Origin of the sequence: Mesorhizobium sp. 1M-11 (assembly GCF_001303895.1) — a bacterium.
Classification (GTDB): domain Bacteria; phylum Pseudomonadota; class Alphaproteobacteria; order Rhizobiales; family Rhizobiaceae; genus Mesorhizobium.
This window is the reverse complement of record NZ_LJSD01000011.1, coordinates 122284-137203: the sequence shown is the minus strand read 5'-3', so window position 1 is coordinate 137203 and position 14920 is coordinate 122284. Positions and strand designations below refer to the sequence as shown.

General features: G+C 62.4%; 18 protein-coding genes. 9 read left to right on the top strand and 9 right to left on the bottom strand.

The genetic code is table 11. The annotated features are described in order from the left end of the window. Nucleotides 1–51: 51 nt before the first annotated feature. The 5 genes from AO692_RS04415 to AO692_RS04395 all read right to left on the bottom strand — a co-directional run bounded on the left by AO692_RS04415 (nucleotide 52) and on the right by AO692_RS04395 (nucleotide 5100). Entirely contained in the window at nucleotides 52–1164 is a 1113-nt protein-coding gene (locus AO692_RS04415; protein WP_054308828.1) for a pyridoxal phosphate-dependent aminotransferase, read from the bottom strand. A 207-nt stretch (nucleotides 1165–1371) separates the two neighbouring features. After that, nucleotides 1372–2523, bottom strand: coding sequence for a porin (locus AO692_RS04410; RefSeq protein ID WP_054308827.1), 1152 nt, complete (start codon nucleotides 2521–2523; stop codon nucleotides 1372–1374). 328 nt (nucleotides 2524–2851) lie between these two features. Next, entirely contained in the window at nucleotides 2852–3340 is a 489-nt protein-coding gene (locus AO692_RS04405) for a hypothetical protein (RefSeq protein ID WP_054308826.1), read from the bottom strand. 4 nt (nucleotides 3341–3344) lie between these two features. Then, the gene (locus tag AO692_RS04400) at nucleotides 3345–4019 is read right to left on the bottom strand and encodes a TetR/AcrR family transcriptional regulator (protein ID WP_054308825.1); all 675 of its coding nucleotides are present in this window, start codon (nucleotides 4017–4019) and stop codon (nucleotides 3345–3347) included. 454 nt (nucleotides 4020–4473) lie between these two features. Then, complete coding sequence (locus AO692_RS04395) at nucleotides 4474–5100, bottom strand: TetR/AcrR family transcriptional regulator (RefSeq protein WP_054308824.1); 627 nt, start codon at nucleotides 5098–5100, stop codon at nucleotides 4474–4476. A gap of 85 nt (nucleotides 5101–5185) precedes the next feature. Between AO692_RS04395 and AO692_RS04390 the strand changes: the two genes are divergently transcribed. Then, nucleotides 5186–5662, top strand: a complete 477-nt coding sequence (locus tag AO692_RS04390) for a peroxiredoxin family protein (protein WP_054308823.1) — start codon at nucleotides 5186–5188, stop codon at nucleotides 5660–5662. 147 nt (nucleotides 5663–5809) lie between these two features. Here the strand turns inward: AO692_RS04390 and AO692_RS04385 are convergent, their stop codons facing one another. Both AO692_RS04385 and AO692_RS04380 read right to left on the bottom strand, forming a co-directional pair. Then, entirely contained in the window at nucleotides 5810–6448 is a 639-nt protein-coding gene (locus tag AO692_RS04385; protein WP_054308822.1) for an NrsF family protein, read from the bottom strand. A gap of 1 nt (nucleotide 6449) precedes the next feature. Next, nucleotides 6450–6998, bottom strand: coding sequence for a sigma-70 family RNA polymerase sigma factor (locus AO692_RS04380; RefSeq protein ID WP_054308821.1), 549 nt, complete (start codon nucleotides 6996–6998; stop codon nucleotides 6450–6452). Between the two features lie 204 nt (nucleotides 6999–7202). Between AO692_RS04380 and AO692_RS04375 the strand changes: the two genes are divergently transcribed. From AO692_RS04375 to AO692_RS04355, 5 genes are all read left to right on the top strand, one after another. Next, the gene (locus tag AO692_RS04375; protein WP_054308820.1) at nucleotides 7203–7514 is read left to right on the top strand and encodes a DUF2282 domain-containing protein; all 312 of its coding nucleotides are present in this window, start codon (nucleotides 7203–7205) and stop codon (nucleotides 7512–7514) included. Between the two features lie 39 nt (nucleotides 7515–7553). Beyond that, nucleotides 7554–8477, top strand: a complete 924-nt coding sequence (locus AO692_RS04370; RefSeq protein WP_082407207.1) for a DUF692 domain-containing protein — start codon at nucleotides 7554–7556, stop codon at nucleotides 8475–8477. Further along, nucleotides 8467–9273, top strand: a complete 807-nt coding sequence (locus AO692_RS04365) for a DNA-binding domain-containing protein (protein WP_054308819.1) — start codon at nucleotides 8467–8469, stop codon at nucleotides 9271–9273. The genes AO692_RS04370 and AO692_RS04365 overlap by 11 nt, the downstream gene beginning before the upstream one ends. Nucleotides 9274–9275: 2 nt before the next feature. Further along, nucleotides 9276–9791, top strand: coding sequence for a DoxX family protein (locus AO692_RS04360; RefSeq protein ID WP_054308818.1), 516 nt, complete (start codon nucleotides 9276–9278; stop codon nucleotides 9789–9791). A 96-nt stretch (nucleotides 9792–9887) separates the two neighbouring features. Beyond that, complete coding sequence (locus AO692_RS04355; protein WP_244483280.1) at nucleotides 9888–10550, top strand: DUF1223 domain-containing protein; 663 nt, start codon at nucleotides 9888–9890, stop codon at nucleotides 10548–10550. Nucleotides 10551–10651: 101 nt separating this feature from the next. Here AO692_RS04355 and AO692_RS04350 read toward each other — a convergent pair whose 3' ends face one another. Further along, on the bottom strand, nucleotides 10652–10918 hold the full coding sequence (locus AO692_RS04350; RefSeq protein WP_054308816.1) for a conjugal transfer protein TraD: 267 nt from the start codon (nucleotides 10916–10918) through the stop codon (nucleotides 10652–10654). Nucleotide 10919: 1 nt separating this feature from the next. Beyond that, a complete protein-coding gene (locus AO692_RS04345) occupies nucleotides 10920–11246 on the bottom strand; it encodes a conjugal transfer protein TraD (RefSeq protein ID WP_200911706.1) in 327 nt (108 codons plus the stop codon). A gap of 171 nt (nucleotides 11247–11417) precedes the next feature. Here AO692_RS04345 and traA point away from each other — a divergent pair, with 171 nt between their 5' ends. The 3 genes from traA to AO692_RS04330 all read left to right on the top strand — a co-directional run bounded on the left by traA (nucleotide 11418) and on the right by AO692_RS04330 (nucleotide 14908). Next, nucleotides 11418–14324 carry a Ti-type conjugative transfer relaxase TraA gene (gene traA / locus AO692_RS04340; RefSeq protein WP_054309433.1) on the top strand — a complete coding sequence of 969 codons (2907 nt, stop codon included), beginning with the start codon at nucleotides 11418–11420 and terminating at the stop codon, nucleotides 14322–14324. Between the two features lie 130 nt (nucleotides 14325–14454). Next, on the top strand, nucleotides 14455–14673 hold the full coding sequence (locus AO692_RS04335) for an AlpA family phage regulatory protein (protein WP_054308814.1): 219 nt from the start codon (nucleotides 14455–14457) through the stop codon (nucleotides 14671–14673). Continuing rightward, complete coding sequence (locus tag AO692_RS04330) at nucleotides 14663–14908, top strand: hypothetical protein (RefSeq protein ID WP_054308813.1); 246 nt, start codon at nucleotides 14663–14665, stop codon at nucleotides 14906–14908. The genes AO692_RS04335 and AO692_RS04330 overlap by 11 nt, the downstream gene beginning before the upstream one ends. Nucleotides 14909–14920: the final 12 nt, after the last annotated feature.

Here is a 14920-nt window from a genome sequence, read left to right as displayed (position 1 = left end):
GAAACGCTCCAGATATCGGCCCTTCCTCGCCCGATTGCCGAGGCAGACGGATCAATTACCTTTCGCCGCAGCAATGGCGCCGGGCAGTTCTTCCGCGAGAATGTCGAGCTCGTGATCGAGACCGACACTGATGCGGATGCAGCGATCCAGCCCGGGTGCCATCGGTTTGCGGATGAAGACGTCACGCGACAGCAGCGATTGCAGGATTTTGCCCGCAAAGACGCCGTCGCTGCCGCAATCGACGGTGACGAAATTGGTCGCCGAGGGCAGGGGAGTGAGCCCATTGTCGCGTGCGATCGTCGCGATCCGCTGACGTCCCGCTTCGACCTTGGCTACCACCTCCCGCAGCCATGCTTGATCGGCCAGCGCCACGACTCCCGCCTCCTGCGCCATGCGGCTCACCCCATAGTGGTTGCGGATCTTTTCGAAGTCGCTGATCACTTGCTTTTCGCCAAAGGCATAACCCAGCCGGATGCCGGCCAGGCCATAAGCCTTGGAGAAGGTGCGCATGCGGATAAGATTCGGCCGCGTCACGTCGATTGCAGGTAAGGCGGACGCTGGCCCTAATTCGCCATAAGCTTCGTCCAAGACCAGCATGGTGGTTTCCGGCAGGGCTTCGACGAATCGGTTGATTTCATCCGTTTCCCACCAGCTTCCCATCGGATTATCGGGGTTGGAAAGATAGACCAGCGGCGCGTTCTCGCGTTTTGCCGAGGTGAGCAGGCCGTCGAGGCTTTCGCGGTCATTTTCATAGGGCACAGTCACCAGCCGGCCGCCAGCACCGGCAACGTGAAAATTGAAGGTCGGATAGGCCCCGAGTGAGGTCACCACCGGGTCGTTTGGCCCAACATACATGCGGGTGAGCAGACCGAGCAGGCCATCGATGCCTTCGCCGACCACGACATTGTCGGCGGAGATGCCGAGATGAGCCGCCGCCGCCTGCCTCAGATCATAATTGTCCGGGTCGCAATACATCCACATGTCGCCGGCGATGGCCTGCATGCGCTCAACGACACGCGGGGAGGGACCGAAACTGCTTTCATTGGCGCCAAGACGGGCGCGGAACGGCTTGCCGCGGTCACGTTCCTGCGCCTCCGGGCCGACGAACGGCACCGTAGCCGGCAGCGCTGCGACAATCGGTGAAAGCGGTGGGTATTTTGGCATGGAGAAGCCCCGGATTGCGTTCCGGTTCTGGCTACAGTGATGGGTAGAGGCATGCAAGCATTGAGATGGGCGAAGACAAACCGGTCAGTATGTCCGGTATGATTCCGTGGTCGATCAGCCTCTTTCCCGAAGCCATTCGCCGCTGGACAAAAAGAAAAAACCCGGCGGTTGCCCGCCGGGTTCTGGAAAGTCGGAAGAGACTTTCTCTTAGAAGTCGCGCTGGAAGCGGATCAGGCCGCCGACGCTGCTCTTGTCGGTAGCGCCAGTCCAGCTACCGAGGAAGTCTGCGTCATTGCGCTTGCCTTCGTTGAGGTAGTCGACTTCGGCCGTGACGGTGAAGCCCGGAACCAGCTGGTGAGCGACGTTGACCGCAACACCGAGGTTTTCCTGCTCGTCATACGACACCTGGGCGTTCAAAGAGGTCTTCTCCGTGAACTTGTAGGTGCCGCCACCCCAGATAGCCCAGTTGCCGCCCCATGGCTTGTAGAAGGTACGAGCAGCGTTGTCGTCCGTACCATAACCACCCATGACGAACAGCGAGATCTGGTCGGTCGCGTTCACGTCCAAGCGAACCTTGCCGGCCCACTCTTCCCAAGCGCTGTTGTAAGCGACGACACCGGTGATGCCGCCCCAGCCCTGGGTGTACTTGGCGCCGAGCACAACGTTCGGAACTGCGCTGTCGATGGTGTTGTTCACCACGCCCGGAACCCAGTTGCCAGCACCATCGTCAACGAAGGTGTTGTACTCGCCCGAGCCCTGTTCGAGCGACACGATCGCCGAGAAGCCGTTGCCGGCGTCGAAGGTGTAGCTGATCAGGTTGGTGTCGAATTCGCCGTAAGGAACCAGCGTATCCTGGATGACGTTGCCGGCATAACCGGTGAAGGTGTCGTAAGCCGACTCGTCCTTACCGACGCGCAGGCCGCCGAGCTGGATCCAGGCGAAGTTCAGCGAAACACCGCTGTTTTCAGCCAGGTCACCCGAGCCGTTGCCGAAATTGAAGCGGGTCTCGGTGTAGGTCTTCAGGGTGCCGAGTTCGGTTTCCTGACCGGTCCAGGTCTTCAGCGTGAAGCGGGCGTTCTTACGCCAGGTGTCCTGCTCCTCGCCGTTGAGACGGTCGATGGCGCGGGCGCCGTCGAAGGAACCGACATCACCGAAGCCGGCGTCGTAACGGATGTAACCGCCGATGCGCAGGCAGGTCTCGGTGCCTGGGATGTAGAAGTAGCCGGCGCCGTAGACGTCGCAGATCTTGACGTATTCAGCGGGTTCCGGCTCGGCGACGACGACTGCGTCGGCGGCGCGCGCACCGGAAACTGCGAGCAGAGCCGCAGCCGAGCCGAGGAGAAGGCTCTTAATGTTCATTTTCTGACCTCCAGTCAGAATCGAACACTGTTTTTGAAGGAATTGAGGCAGATTCCCTTCAAGTATCTGTTATTGCATTTGTTTTTGGAATTATACGATTGCTGCGCAGTGATGGAAAAACGCCCATCGGTGCAAAACTGACGGCAAATGTGCGTCACCAACGCCCGCTGGAGGCGGCCGCGAAATGAGGAAATAAAGGGAAACTGGCGGGCCGCGACCGATAGTGATGAGCACTACGCATACGCTATAGCACTCTAATGCCGCTTGGCGGCGCAATTGACCTGCGCGGCCGACCGCCCCTTAAGCGGCTATCTGATCGGAAAGCGCTTCAAATTCCCATTGCGGATTTGGTCGCAAAGGCGACAATGATCAACGCCACGATGACGAGGCCGAACACGACCGGTCTCGGCAACGATGACGTGGCTGAGGTCGATGTGGCGCGCCGTGATAGAACGAGCGTGGCGGCGGCCAAGGCCACGCCCAGGCCTGTACCGATCCATTCCAGCGTCGCCAGGAGTGTCGACATTGGGTCGGGCGGCACGGGAAAAATGCGGCCGAGATCGAGCACGTAGACGCCGACGAAGGCGAGGCCGGCCAGTGCGGACCAGCCATATCCTCTGCCTGCTTTCGTGACGGTATAGGCGAGTACAAGGCTGCCTAAGCCAAGCACCGTTAAAAACACATTGAATGCGCCCAGCACGATGGAGGGATAGGCGCTGAAATCTCGTGTTTCAACGAATCCCCCGGGAACCATAAGCGCCAAATTCAAGGCTGATGCGACCAAAAGCGTGGTGATGACGAGGCGGGAGGTTGGCATTGGACTAATCCTTGGATGATTTGGAAGCCTGCGCCAACGCGTCGCCGCCATCGCTTGGCGCGAGCATGGCGATGAACAGGCTGAACACGCGGTGGTTGAGGGCAAGGACATCGTGCGGGCGGAGTTCTTGCGCGTTCAGGGCAAACCAGCGGTCGGCTTCACGCGCCACCGCGAAAGCCATGTTGATTAGCAAGGCGAGCGGCAGGTCCTTGCGGATAGCGCCGATCGTTTGTCCTGCCTCGATCAGTTGCTGAAACCGAGCATGAAGAGCTTCGAGCAGGTCTGTGGTGGCGGCCTGTGCCGCCGTTTCCCGGTAGATTCCACGTCCCAATTTAGCCAAGCGTTCGTTCTGCTTGAGGATCGCCGTCACATTGCCAAAGAGCGCGGCAGTCTGTCGCCAGTAATCAGCAACGGACTCTGGCTGAACCGGCTTTGCGTCGATCAAGCGGGAAAGATCGGTGATGGCGCGCTCAATAACGGCGCGATAGAGTTCGCCCTTGTCCGCGAAATAATAATAGGCTTGCCCCTTGCTGAGCGCGGCACGCGTTAGAATTCGGTTCATCGATGCGCCCTCGAACCCGAACGCTCTGAATTCCTCTTCTGCCACATCGAGCCAGGCGGCGCGCTGGTGATCGGGAAGTTGCCGCAGTCGCACACGTGCCTGAAGTCGCTGATCCAAGTGATGATCCGTAATACCAATCATATTCGCCCAAACATGTTTAGACCGCTGGTCTAAATATGTCCAGCCTGCAACAGCGGGCGGGTCATTCGAGCAGTGGATCGTGTCTGCTTGCCCCGGATTTGGCCATAAAGGATCAGTTCAGCAAACAGGCGGGTGCAACGAAATGAACGGCAAACGGCGGCAATTAGGTTGCTGTAGCGCACAATTTCGCACGATGGCGTAAAAGCGAAATAATGGCGAGCCGCGACCGATAGTGATGAGCACTACGTTTGCGCCATAGCACTATGACTTGGCGAGGCCTGCCTCTCCACCAAGGCGGGCTTTGCGACTTATCAGGTTCAAGCCGGTTAGGCCGAATTCGGTGCCAATCAATCATCATAGCCGATTCCCGCCGCGCAAGCCGAGATTCGTTAACTGATCCTGCCGACTCACAAAGACTTGGGATGGGCACTTACGCTTTCGTCATATGCCTAGCGACGTGATCAATTGCCATATCGAGCGCGATCTCCAACGGGCGACTTGAATGGGTCGTTTTGGCGAGGAGAAGCCCGCCCTGGATCGCGCTTAGGACGGCGACCGCCAACTCATATGGGTCGGCCGAGGCAGCTAGCTCGCCGCGTTCGCGCATCTTGGTGAGACCTTGCTCGATGCGATCACGCCACATCGCAAAACTATCTGCTAGGCATTTTCGTGCTGGCTCGAAGCCGTTGGCGAGTTCACTAGCGAGGGTTCCCAATGGACATCCCTTGCCGTGCGCGGCCTTGTTGAGCCGGACGATGGCATTGCGCCATAACTTCAGGGCAGGTAACGAATCCAGCGCCTCCAGATGGGGCGTCTGCGCTTCGAAAACGCGCTCAGTCTGCCGGGCGATCACCTCAAGGACCAGTGCGTCCTTGTCGGCGAAGTAATGATAGAGTTGTGACTTGCTCACGCTGCTTGCGGCCATCACGTCGTCCAGGCTCGTCCGGTCCACGCCGTGGGCGTAAATCAGATCGGCTGCGGCGTCGACGATGCGCGACCGAGTCGCCGCCCCACGGGCGGTAAGAGATCGAGGTTCGGATTTCTGGTTTGGCAGCATGCTGAAACGTTACATCGATTGGACTTGACAGTCCAGTCGTGCGCCGCATGAAGTGGACCAAGAAGTCCAGTTTTTGGAGTCCACGATGACGCGTTTGCAAAATGGGCAAACCTTTCCGGCTCTCGATGTCTCCGCGGTCGGCGGAGGGACGATAAGCATCCCACTATCCCTCTCAGGGTCGTACGGTGTTGTCCTGATCTATCGCGGGGCGTGGTGCCCCTATTGCCAGGCCCAACTCGCGGGGTTTCAGCGCGCGAGCGAGAAGCTCGCCGAAACCGGCATCAAGGTTGTGGCGCTGTCTGTCGACGACGAGGCGACGACGATCGGCACGATCGAAAAGTTCAAGCTGAACTTCCCGGTGGGGCATAGTGCCGATGCGGACCAAGTCGCGGCAGAGACTGGCGCATACACCAACGAAACACCGCGCTATCTCCAGACGACAGGATTCTTGCTGGCCCCTGACGGAAAGATTCTCAACGCCGTCTATTCTAGCGGCCCGATCGGTAGGCTGGTCGCCGAGGACGTCATCGGAATGGTCAACTATATTAAGTCCAAGGTCTGAGTCTTGGACGGTTATCCAATCCCCAAAGCACGATGGCTGCAGTGTGATGACAGCGAGATTTGCCTCGCATTCATTTCGAGGACGGATAGTGCGCCTGCCTGATGGCTTCAATGTGAAGCTGCTTGATCCCGCCGTGAATGGCGGAGATTACCAACGCAAGATACGCTCTCCGGCGAGTGCGCCAAGGCCGGCAAGTAGGCCTATCGCGATTGGGTACCAGGTGACAACGAACAGCGGCGAATCGTCTATGCATTGGGCGGCGTAGAAGGTGGCGGCGATGCCGCCCGCAAGCAGCCCGGCGACGGCTCCCGCCAGGCGCGGACACGTGGGCGCGCCGTGGCGGAGCACTGCGAGGAAGACGACAAGCGGTCCCGCCCCGATCAGCGGGATGAAGGTGAGGCACACGAGGCTGTTGGTGCCCACAAGCCGTGTCCCCCACAGCGTTGGCGGCACGAGGACAAGCTCGACCGCGACCGCTGCAAGGAGCATGGCCGGTGCCGCGATGAGATAGACCATCGTATGACGCCAGTCACTGCCTGGGCGCGACAGCGCCCGCGCGGCACCGAAGGCTGCCGTAGCAAGCGCCATCGTGACGGCGAATTTGAAAAGAAAGCGCGGGGTCTCGGCCGCCTCCGCGATGTCCGGCCGCGGCCCGAGGGTGATGAAGAAGACAACGCCGGCAAGCAGGGTGGCGAACACGGCGGCCGTCCACCAGAGACCGGCAAGCGACGGTCCCGGCTTACGGATGTCGGCGACGAGCGCCTCGACGAGCTTGTTCGTATCCATTTCAGTCGCGCTCGGACCTCTTGCCGAAATGTCTTGCAATCGCAGCAAGGCCGCGATGCAGGGCGACCCTGACCGCCCCTTCGCTCATACCAAGGTCCCTCGCCGCGTCGCCGATGGAGTGCCCGTCAACACAGATGACCGCGACGACGGAGCGCTGGTTTGGCGAAAGCATTGCAAGCGCCCGCTCCACTTCCCAGCTCGCAAGCGTCTCGACCTCAGGCGCGGCCATGCTCTGTGCGATCTCATCGATGTCGATCTCCACATGCCGGCCGCGGCGGCGAAAAGCATCGATCAGCTTGTAGCGGGCAATGGCATAGAGCCAGGGCATGACCGGTGAGTCCGCGCGCCAGCTGTGCCGCTTCAGGTGAATTGCAAGCAGTGTTTCCTGCACAATATCCTCTGGGTTCAAGCTGCCATCAACGATCCGCCGCGCGGCAAAGGCGCGAACGAGCTTCGCTGCCTGCCGGAGAAACACATCATAGGCTCGTGCATCCCCTTCAATTGCGGCGCGCAACAGCCCGGCAAGGTTATTCTCCTGCTTGTTGTTCAAACCTTCCGCCTCTTTGGGATTCGCTCCAGATCTCCACTTTGTTACATCCAGCGCAGAATAGACATGTGTCCAATCTGCTCGTTCGCCAATCCTTCACGAATTCGTGTTCACCGCGCGCAGTAACACGCCGCCGCTTGCTGCCGAATTCGCTCACGTGCGTCGCCACAGGGACGCATGAGAGAGAAACAAATCGGAGATAAAGCCATGTCTGTCAAAGCCACCGTCAACGCAGCTGTTCTTGCCACTGCCGTGGCCACGGCACTTTCCTCCTTCGCGGTCGCCGGGCCGCTGACGGAGGCGGAGGGCAAGGCCGCCACCGCTGCCGGCAAGGAGAAGTGTTACGGCGTTGCGCTGAAGGCCCAGAACGACTGCGCCGCCGGCCCCGGCACCACCTGCCAGGGCACCTCGACCGTCGATTTCCAGGGCAATGCCTGGAAGTTCGTAGCCGGCGGAACCTGCGAGTCGATCGAACTGCCGAACGGCAAGCATGGCTCGCTGAAACCGATCGAATCCTAACACGAAACTGCGGCAAGTCACCGGAAAGGGAGAGCTGCCATGAACGCCAACCTCAACCGCGTCGCAGCGTCCGCGGCACGTACTCTCCGCTTTCCGGTGCACCCGGTCGCCGGGCTTGCGGGCACAAGCTTCAAGCACGAGCATTTGCCGGCCATCCTTGCCGATGGCAAACCAACGGGCTTTTTCGAGATCCACGCCGAGAATCATATGGGCGCAGGCGGCCAGCCTCATCGAGCGCTGGAAACGATCCGGCGCGACAATCCCGTCTCGCTGCACGGGGTGTGTATGTCGCTCGGGGCACCGCAACCGCTCGACAAAGCTCATCTCGAACGCTTTCAGAGCCTCGTCGAGCGCTACGAACCGGCGCTCGTGTCCGAACATCTGGCCTGGTCAACGCACGAAACGGCCTATTACAACGATCTCCTGCCATTGCCCTACACCGAAGCCACGCTTGCCCGCGTATGCGAGCACATCGACGAGGTGCAGGAGACGATCGGTCGCCCGATGTTGCTCGAGAATCCGTCGACCTATGTCATCTTTCGCGAATCGACCATGAACGAAACCGAATTCATCCGTGCCGTGGCCCAACGCACCGGATGCGGCCTGCTGCTCGACATCAACAATGTCTTCGTCTCAGCGACCAATCACGGCTTTTCGGCGCTCGAATATCTGTCGGATTTCGCTCTTTCGCGCGTCGGGGAAATCCACCTCGCCGGCCATGCCGAGCAGGCAGACGACGAGGGTGACCTCCTGCTCATCGACAGCCACGACGGGCCGGTCGCGGATGCCGTATGGAAACTTTTCGAGATCGTGATCGGGAAATGCGGTCCGATCCCGACCCTCATCGAATGGGACAGCAACATTCCCGACTGGCCGATTCTGAAAGCCGAGGCGAGCGCCGCCCAGGCCATCCTCGACCGTCACCAGGCCGTCTCTTTGCCGGACCAGAGCCATGCTGCTTGAGTATCTGCCTCGTGACCGGGCGCAGGATCGGACATCCTATGCGGCGGCGTTCTCGGCGGCGCTGATAAATCCGGATCGAGATACGCCGGCAATTGTCGCGGGTCCGAACGGCAAGGCCGCCGTCCAGCGCTACAACGTTTACCGCAACAACGTCACCGTCAGCCTGATTGATGCCTTAGCGGCGGTCTTTCCGGCCGTCGAGCGCATCACAGGCGTGGAATTCTTTCGCGCGATGGCTCGCTTTCATATCCGCGAGACACCGCCCAGCTCGCCACTGCTGTTCGAGTATGGTCGGGATTTTCCGGCCTTCATCGAACATTACGAATACGCGCGGGCGATGCCTTGGCTCGCCGACACGGCGCGCATCGAACGGGTCTGGCTGGACGCCTACCATGCAGCCGACGCCGAGCCGCTTCCGGCGGAGGCCCTCGCCTCCGTCCCGCCCGAGAGGCTGGGGGAGATCACATTCACGCCCCACCCGGCGACGCGGATCGTTCGGTCGCACTATGCAGCCGTGACCATCTTCGCGGCTAACCGTGGCACGGAGCCCGTCGGGAAAATCGACGCCGCTATCGCCGAGGATGCGTTGATCACACGACCCGATCTCGACGTCGTCGTGCGCCGGCTTCCCGCCGGCGGAGCGTCTTTCCTGGAGCAGTTGATCACGGGTGAGCCGCTGGGAGCAGCCGCCGTGGCCGCTCAGGCGATGCATCCCGACTTCGACCTCCCGCTCAACCTGAAGGGGATGATCGAGGCAGGCACATTCACCGCCATCAAGATTGGAGAACCATCGTGACGATGGCTACGGACAACAGTGCCGCCACCGACGGTAAGGTCAAACGTGTGACCGACCTCGTGGGGAGAGGAATCGCCGTCGTTCGGACGATTGCGCAGCCGTCCCTTGTCCAGTTTGTGATGCGTCTGGCGTTGGCCGTGCCGTTCTGGAAGTCCGGGATCCTGAAATGGGATGGCTTCCTGCAGCTCAACGATACCGCGATCTATCTCTTCAGCGATGAGTTCAAGCTGCATCTGCCGGGCGGCCCCTATTCCTTCCCGGCGCCGGCAGTGATGGCGTTCCTGTCAGGGTCAGGGGAAATCGTCTTTCCAATTCTTCTGGTTCTCGGCTTGGCGACTCGCTTCGCCGCACTCGGGCTGCTCCTGATGACCATCGTCGTCGAGCTAACCGTACCCGATGGCTGGCCGATCCATCTCACCTGGGCCGCGATGGCGCTCGGCATCATGGCGTGGGGACCCGGGCGGCTTTCCATCGACAACTGGATTGCTCGGATCGGAAAAGGCCATGGCACCACCTGAAGAACATTCTGCGGCAACGAAGCGCGAAGCGCCACCAGCCAATCGGAGGTAAGCATGATGAGACGAATGACGGGATACGGCCTGCCCGCCGCAGCCATGGCCATGCTCGCGCTTTCAGTGACGACGTCATATGCCGAGGAAACAGGGCGGCTGACCGTCGTCGAGCTCTTCACCAGCCAGGGCTGCTCGTCCTGTCCTCCGGCCAACGCCAATCTGATCAAGCTGAGGGATCGGCAAGGCGTATTGGCGCTGTCGTTCGGCGTCACCTATTGGGACTATCTCGGCTGGAAGGACGTTTTCGCGCGTGAGGAGTTCACGGAGCGCCAGGTCGCCTACGAGGCGCCTCTTGGCAACAGGGGTCCGTTCACGCCGCAGATCGTCGTGAACGGAAGCGAGGATACGGTCGGCAATCGGCTCTCGGACATCGAGAACCTGATCGGCAGGGCGCGGACAGACGGGCCGCCTGTGTCTCTGGCCGACGGAGCGGTGCACATCGGCTCCAGCAGCACACCCGGGCGCTGGGCCGATATTTGGTTGGTGCGCTACCAGCCGGGAGTCATCGAGGTGCCAGTGGTACGGGGCGAGAATACCGGCCGCACGTTACCGCATGCCAATGTCGTGAAAAGTCTGACGAGACTGGGTCACTGGACGGGTAAGGCGACGACACTCGCCTTGCCGGCTGCCCAGTCCGGCCTGAGGACTGCCATCTTGGTGCAGGCTGCCGACGGGGGTCCCATCCTTGCGGCGGTCACCGACTGACCGACTGACCCAAAGGGATCGCTACTTGGGACACATCGGAAGAGTGCGCGCGATGGCGGGCGGCGCTGCGATATATAGGTCTCCGCGCCGCCCGCCATCGCTCACGCCCCATCGGACTGGTCCTGTGCGGTGGTGGGATTCGTGCTGGCGCGCTCAGCCTCAAACGCCTGCTTCCCTTTCGCGGTCCAGAGCGCCAACGCCTTCTCGCGCTCGTCGCTTTTGAGCTTGTCGGCCGCCCAGAGCAGCGCCCCATAGATGACGGCGCGGTCGTCGCCGGTCAGGTCCACGATCCCGGCCTTAACGACGAGACCGCCGAGTTCGATCAGATGCCGGGTACGTTTGCGGCGCTCGACCTGCCATGTCCGCATGTCATGCCGCGCCCGTGCCGCTTGATGCCGATTGCGTGCCGCCCGGTTGCGACGGAGCGCCGCCAGCGTCGCGGTCAGACGGTGATGCAGTTCGCCGCGACCGGCCCTGAAAGAACGCGGCCCCGCGTTTCGCCCATGCCTCCCTCTTTCCGGCATCCCTGGTTTCGGCCATCACGATCAGCGCCCCCGCCAGTTCGTCGGCGCCGAGGGCGTCGGCGCCGGTCGAAATGACCAGCTCGCCAAGCTGTTGCACCTTTCGGGCCTTCAGGTCTCGCGCCTTGTCTTCGAGCGACTTCAGTTCCGCGTCGAAGTCCCGTGGCTTGCGCATTGTCATCTCCATAAGCTGTTGATGGGGCGATGATAGTTGAGCGCCTGCCGCAATGCTGTAAGGTCGCCGGGACGGGCTGGAACCGCGCGGACTGTCCCGAGAAATTAGTTTCGAGGGCGCGCTTATACGTCGTTCCGACGTGCGCTTGCGGGCAGTATCTGGTTGGTCGCCATGGCGATCTACCATTTCTCCGTTCAGGTCATCGGACGCGCGGCGGGCCGCAGCGCGGTCGCTGCCGCCGCCTATCGCTCGGCCTCGCGGCTGCGCGACGACCGGCTGGGCCGCGATCAGGACTTTTCCGCCAAGCGCGATGTCGTCCATTCCGAGGTCATGCTGCCGGAGAACGCGCCGGAGGCATGGTCCGACCGCGAGCGGCTCTGGAATGATGTTGAAGTCTTCGAGAAAAGAAAAGATGCGCAGCTTTGCCGCGAGGTGGAGTTCGCCATTCCGCGCGAGATGACACAGGCGCAGGGCGTCGAACTGGCCCGCGACTTCGTGCAGTCCGAGTTTGTGGATCAGGGCATGATCGCCGACCTCAATGTGCATTGGGATATGGGCGCGGACGGCCAGCCCAAGCCCCATGCCCATGTCATGCTGACCATGCGCTCGGTGGACGAAAACGGCTTTGGCCCGAAGGTGCGGGACTGGAACCGCACCGAGCTGGTCGAGCGTTGGCGCGAACGATGGGCCGATCATGTCAACGAGCGCCTTGCCGAACTCGAAATCGACGCCCGGATCGACCACCGCAGCCTTGAGGCGCAGGGCGTCGCGCTGGAGCCGCAATCAAAGATCGGCGCGCCCGCGCAGCGCATGGAAGCCGCCGGGCATGAGGCCGACCGCGCCGAGGATCACCGGCGTATCGCACGCGAGAACGGCGCGCGAATCATCGCCGATCCATCTTCCGCCCTGGACGCGATCACGCAGCAGCAATCCACCTTCACGCGGCGTGACATGGCGATGTTCGCGCACCGGCACAGCGACGTGATCGACCAGTTCAACGAGGTGATGGGCGCGATGCGCAGCGCGCCCGATCTTGTCGAACTTGGCAAGGACGATGCCGGGCAGGACCGCTTCACCACCCGCGACATGATCGAGGCCGAACGGCGCATGCACGGCGCGGCCGAACTGATGGCCGAACGGGAACGCCATGAGGTGAACGACAGGGACAGACTCGACGCCCTTGCACGTGCTGAACAGCGCGGCCTTGTCCTCTCCCGCGAGCAGGCCGATGCCTTGGCGTACGTCACGGACGGACGCGATCTTGGCATTGTCGTCGGCTATGCCGGGACGGGAAAGAGCGCGATGCTGGGGGTGGCGCGCGAGGCTTGGGAGGCGGCGGGCTACGAGGTCCGGGGCGTGGCGCTGTCCGGCATCGCCGCGGAAAATCTCGAAGGCGGATCGGGCATAACGTCCCGCACCATCGCCAGCATGGAGCATGGTTGGGCGCAGGGCCACGACCTTCTCACATCCCGCGATGTGCTTGTCATCGACGAGGCGGGCATGGTCGGCACGCGGCAGTTGGAGCGCGTGCTGTCCCATGCCGCCGAGGCAGGCGCGAAAGTCGTCCTGGTCGGCGATCCGCAGCAGTTGCAGTCCATCGAGGCGGGTGCGGCGTTCCGCTCGATCCATGAGCGTCACGGCGGCGCGGAAATCAGCGAGGTGCGCCGCCAGCGCGAGGACTGGCAGCGCGACGCGACGCGCGATCTGGCGACCGGCCGAACCGGCGATGCGATCCACGCCTACGACAAGCATGGCATGGTCCATGCCGCCGCAACACGCGAGCAGGCGCGCGGCGAGTTGATCGACCGCTGGAACCGCGACCGGCAGGCACACCCCGACGCCAGCCGCATCATCCTCACCCACACCAATGCCGAGGTGCGGGAGTTGAACGAGGCGGCCCGCCAGAAAATGCGTGACGCAGGTGAACTTGGCGCGGATGTGCATGTCGCCGCCGAACGCGGTGTGCGGACCTTCGCGCCCGGCGACCGCGTGATGTTCCTGCAAAACGAGCGCGGGCTTGGCGTGAGGAACGGCACGCTCGGGACCATCGAGCAGGTCAGCCCGCAATCCATGGCCGTGCGCACCGACGATGGCCGCGATGTCGCGTTCGACCTGAAGGACTACAACAAGATCGACCACGGCTATGCCGCCACGATCCACAAGGCGCAGGGCATGACCGTGGACCGCGCCCATGTCCTGGCGACGCCGGGCATGGACGGCCACTGCAGCTATGTCGCCCTGTCGCGCCACCGCGACGGCATGGACCTGCATTACGGCCGCGACGACTTCGCCAATCAGGACAAGCTCATCAATGTCTTGTCGCGCGACCGGGCCAAGGACATGGCGAGCGACTACGAACCCGCCCGCGACTACGCCGAGCGGCGCGGCATCACCTTCCGCGAGCGGATGGAGCGGGTTGTCGAGATCGTCCGCCAGGTTCCCGAAAAGGTGCGCGGCATCTTCGACGGCCTGCGCCTGCCCGCCGAGGGTGGACAGATGCCGGAAAGGAAAGTGGCGGAAGACCCGGAGGCGGCGTTGCGCCGCGCCCGTGGCCGGGCGCTCGTCCGTCATGCGCGCGCCGTCGATGCGATATTCGCCGCGCAGGACCAGGGCGGCAAGGCCAGCCCCGATCAGATCAGGGAATTGCAGGAGGCGCGCCAGCGATTCGAGGAGCTGCGCCCCTACGGCTCGCATGACGCCGAAGCCGCCTACAAGAAAAACCCGGAGCTTGCGGCGGAGGCGGCGTCCGGCGACGCCCAGCGCGCAATCCGCGCCCCGCAACTGGAAACCGAGTTGCGCACCGATCCCGGCCTGCGCGCCGACCGTTTCGTGGAACGGTGGCAAAATCTCCACAGGGCCAGCGACGAACGGTATGCGGCGGGCGACTATTCCGGTCACAGGGCCGCGCGGGCGGAGATGGGGAACATGGCCCACAGCCTGGAACGCGACCCGCAGATGGAATCCCTTCTGGCGGGCCGCAAACGCGAACTCGGCATCTCATTCGATTCGGGGATGGGCATCGGCCGCGACCTTACCCTTACGTTCGGGCTTGGCCGGGGTCGGGGTCTCGGGCTGTAGAACCATCCTATTTACCGCCGCCTCTTCGCCACAGCCCTACGACGCCTAACTATCTATTGCACAACAACAAATCCTTGCCTTTGCCTGTCCTGGCAGTTCCCAGAAACAGCCAGCAGGAGGCATCACGGCCATGCGCCAGCCAGACCGTATCATCCGCCTGAACACCGTTCTCGACCGCACCGGCCTGTCCCGGTCGACCATCTATCGCAAGATCGCCGAGGGCACGTTCCCCGCCCAGATCAGGATCAGCGTCAACGGCGCGGGCTGGAAGGAATCCGACATCAACCGATGGGTCGCCAACCCCGTAACGTGGCGGCCCGGAAGCGGGCGCGACCTCGATGGCGTCTGATCGCGGGGCGTTGTCCCGCGCCCGGCGCGTCAGGCCGCCCACGGCATCCGAGCAGCTTGAGGCACTATTGGGCTGTCCGTGGCCGTTCCCTGGCAGACCGCCCAGGCATGACCTGTCCACCTGGACCGTTACCGACGACTGGCCGCGCCCCGTTCCGGTCACGCAGGCCGAGATCGAGGTGTTCGAGCAATGGTTCGGAGACCTGTTCGATGACCTGTTCGGCCCCGAGGGCTGACACCTCGGAGAT

Excerpts from the sequence above, each read along its gene's own strand:
- AO692_RS04415 (WP_054308828.1), bottom strand. The coding sequence starts at position 1,164 with ATGCCAAAATACCCACCGCTTTCACCGATTGTCGCAGCGCTGCCGGCT.
- AO692_RS04410 (WP_054308827.1), bottom strand. The coding sequence starts at position 2,523 with ATGAACATTAAGAGCCTTCTCCTCGGCTCGGCTGCGGCTCTGCTCGCA.
- AO692_RS04405 (WP_054308826.1), bottom strand. The coding sequence starts at position 3,340 with ATGCCAACCTCCCGCCTCGTCATCACCACGCTTTTGGTCGCATCAGCC.
- AO692_RS04395 (WP_054308824.1), bottom strand. The coding sequence starts at position 5,100 with ATGCTGCCAAACCAGAAATCCGAACCTCGATCTCTTACCGCCCGTGGG.
- AO692_RS04390 (WP_054308823.1), top strand. The coding sequence starts at position 5,186 with ATGACGCGTTTGCAAAATGGGCAAACCTTTCCGGCTCTCGATGTCTCC.
- AO692_RS04385 (WP_054308822.1), bottom strand. The coding sequence starts at position 6,448 with ATGGATACGAACAAGCTCGTCGAGGCGCTCGTCGCCGACATCCGTAAG.
- AO692_RS04375 (WP_054308820.1), top strand. The coding sequence starts at position 7,203 with ATGTCTGTCAAAGCCACCGTCAACGCAGCTGTTCTTGCCACTGCCGTG.
- AO692_RS04370 (WP_082407207.1), top strand. The coding sequence starts at position 7,554 with ATGAACGCCAACCTCAACCGCGTCGCAGCGTCCGCGGCACGTACTCTC.
- AO692_RS04365 (WP_054308819.1), top strand. The coding sequence starts at position 8,467 with ATGCTGCTTGAGTATCTGCCTCGTGACCGGGCGCAGGATCGGACATCC.
- AO692_RS04360 (WP_054308818.1), top strand. The coding sequence starts at position 9,276 with ATGGCTACGGACAACAGTGCCGCCACCGACGGTAAGGTCAAACGTGTG.
- AO692_RS04355 (WP_244483280.1), top strand. The coding sequence starts at position 9,888 with ATGGCCATGCTCGCGCTTTCAGTGACGACGTCATATGCCGAGGAAACA.
- AO692_RS04350 (WP_054308816.1), bottom strand. The coding sequence starts at position 10,918 with ATGCGGACATGGCAGGTCGAGCGCCGCAAACGTACCCGGCATCTGATC.
- AO692_RS04345 (WP_200911706.1), bottom strand. The coding sequence starts at position 11,246 with ATGCGCAAGCCACGGGACTTCGACGCGGAACTGAAGTCGCTCGAAGAC.
- traA (WP_054309433.1), top strand. The coding sequence starts at position 11,418 with ATGGCGATCTACCATTTCTCCGTTCAGGTCATCGGACGCGCGGCGGGC.
- AO692_RS04335 (WP_054308814.1), top strand. The coding sequence starts at position 14,455 with ATGCGCCAGCCAGACCGTATCATCCGCCTGAACACCGTTCTCGACCGC.
- AO692_RS04330 (WP_054308813.1), top strand. The coding sequence starts at position 14,663 with ATGGCGTCTGATCGCGGGGCGTTGTCCCGCGCCCGGCGCGTCAGGCCG.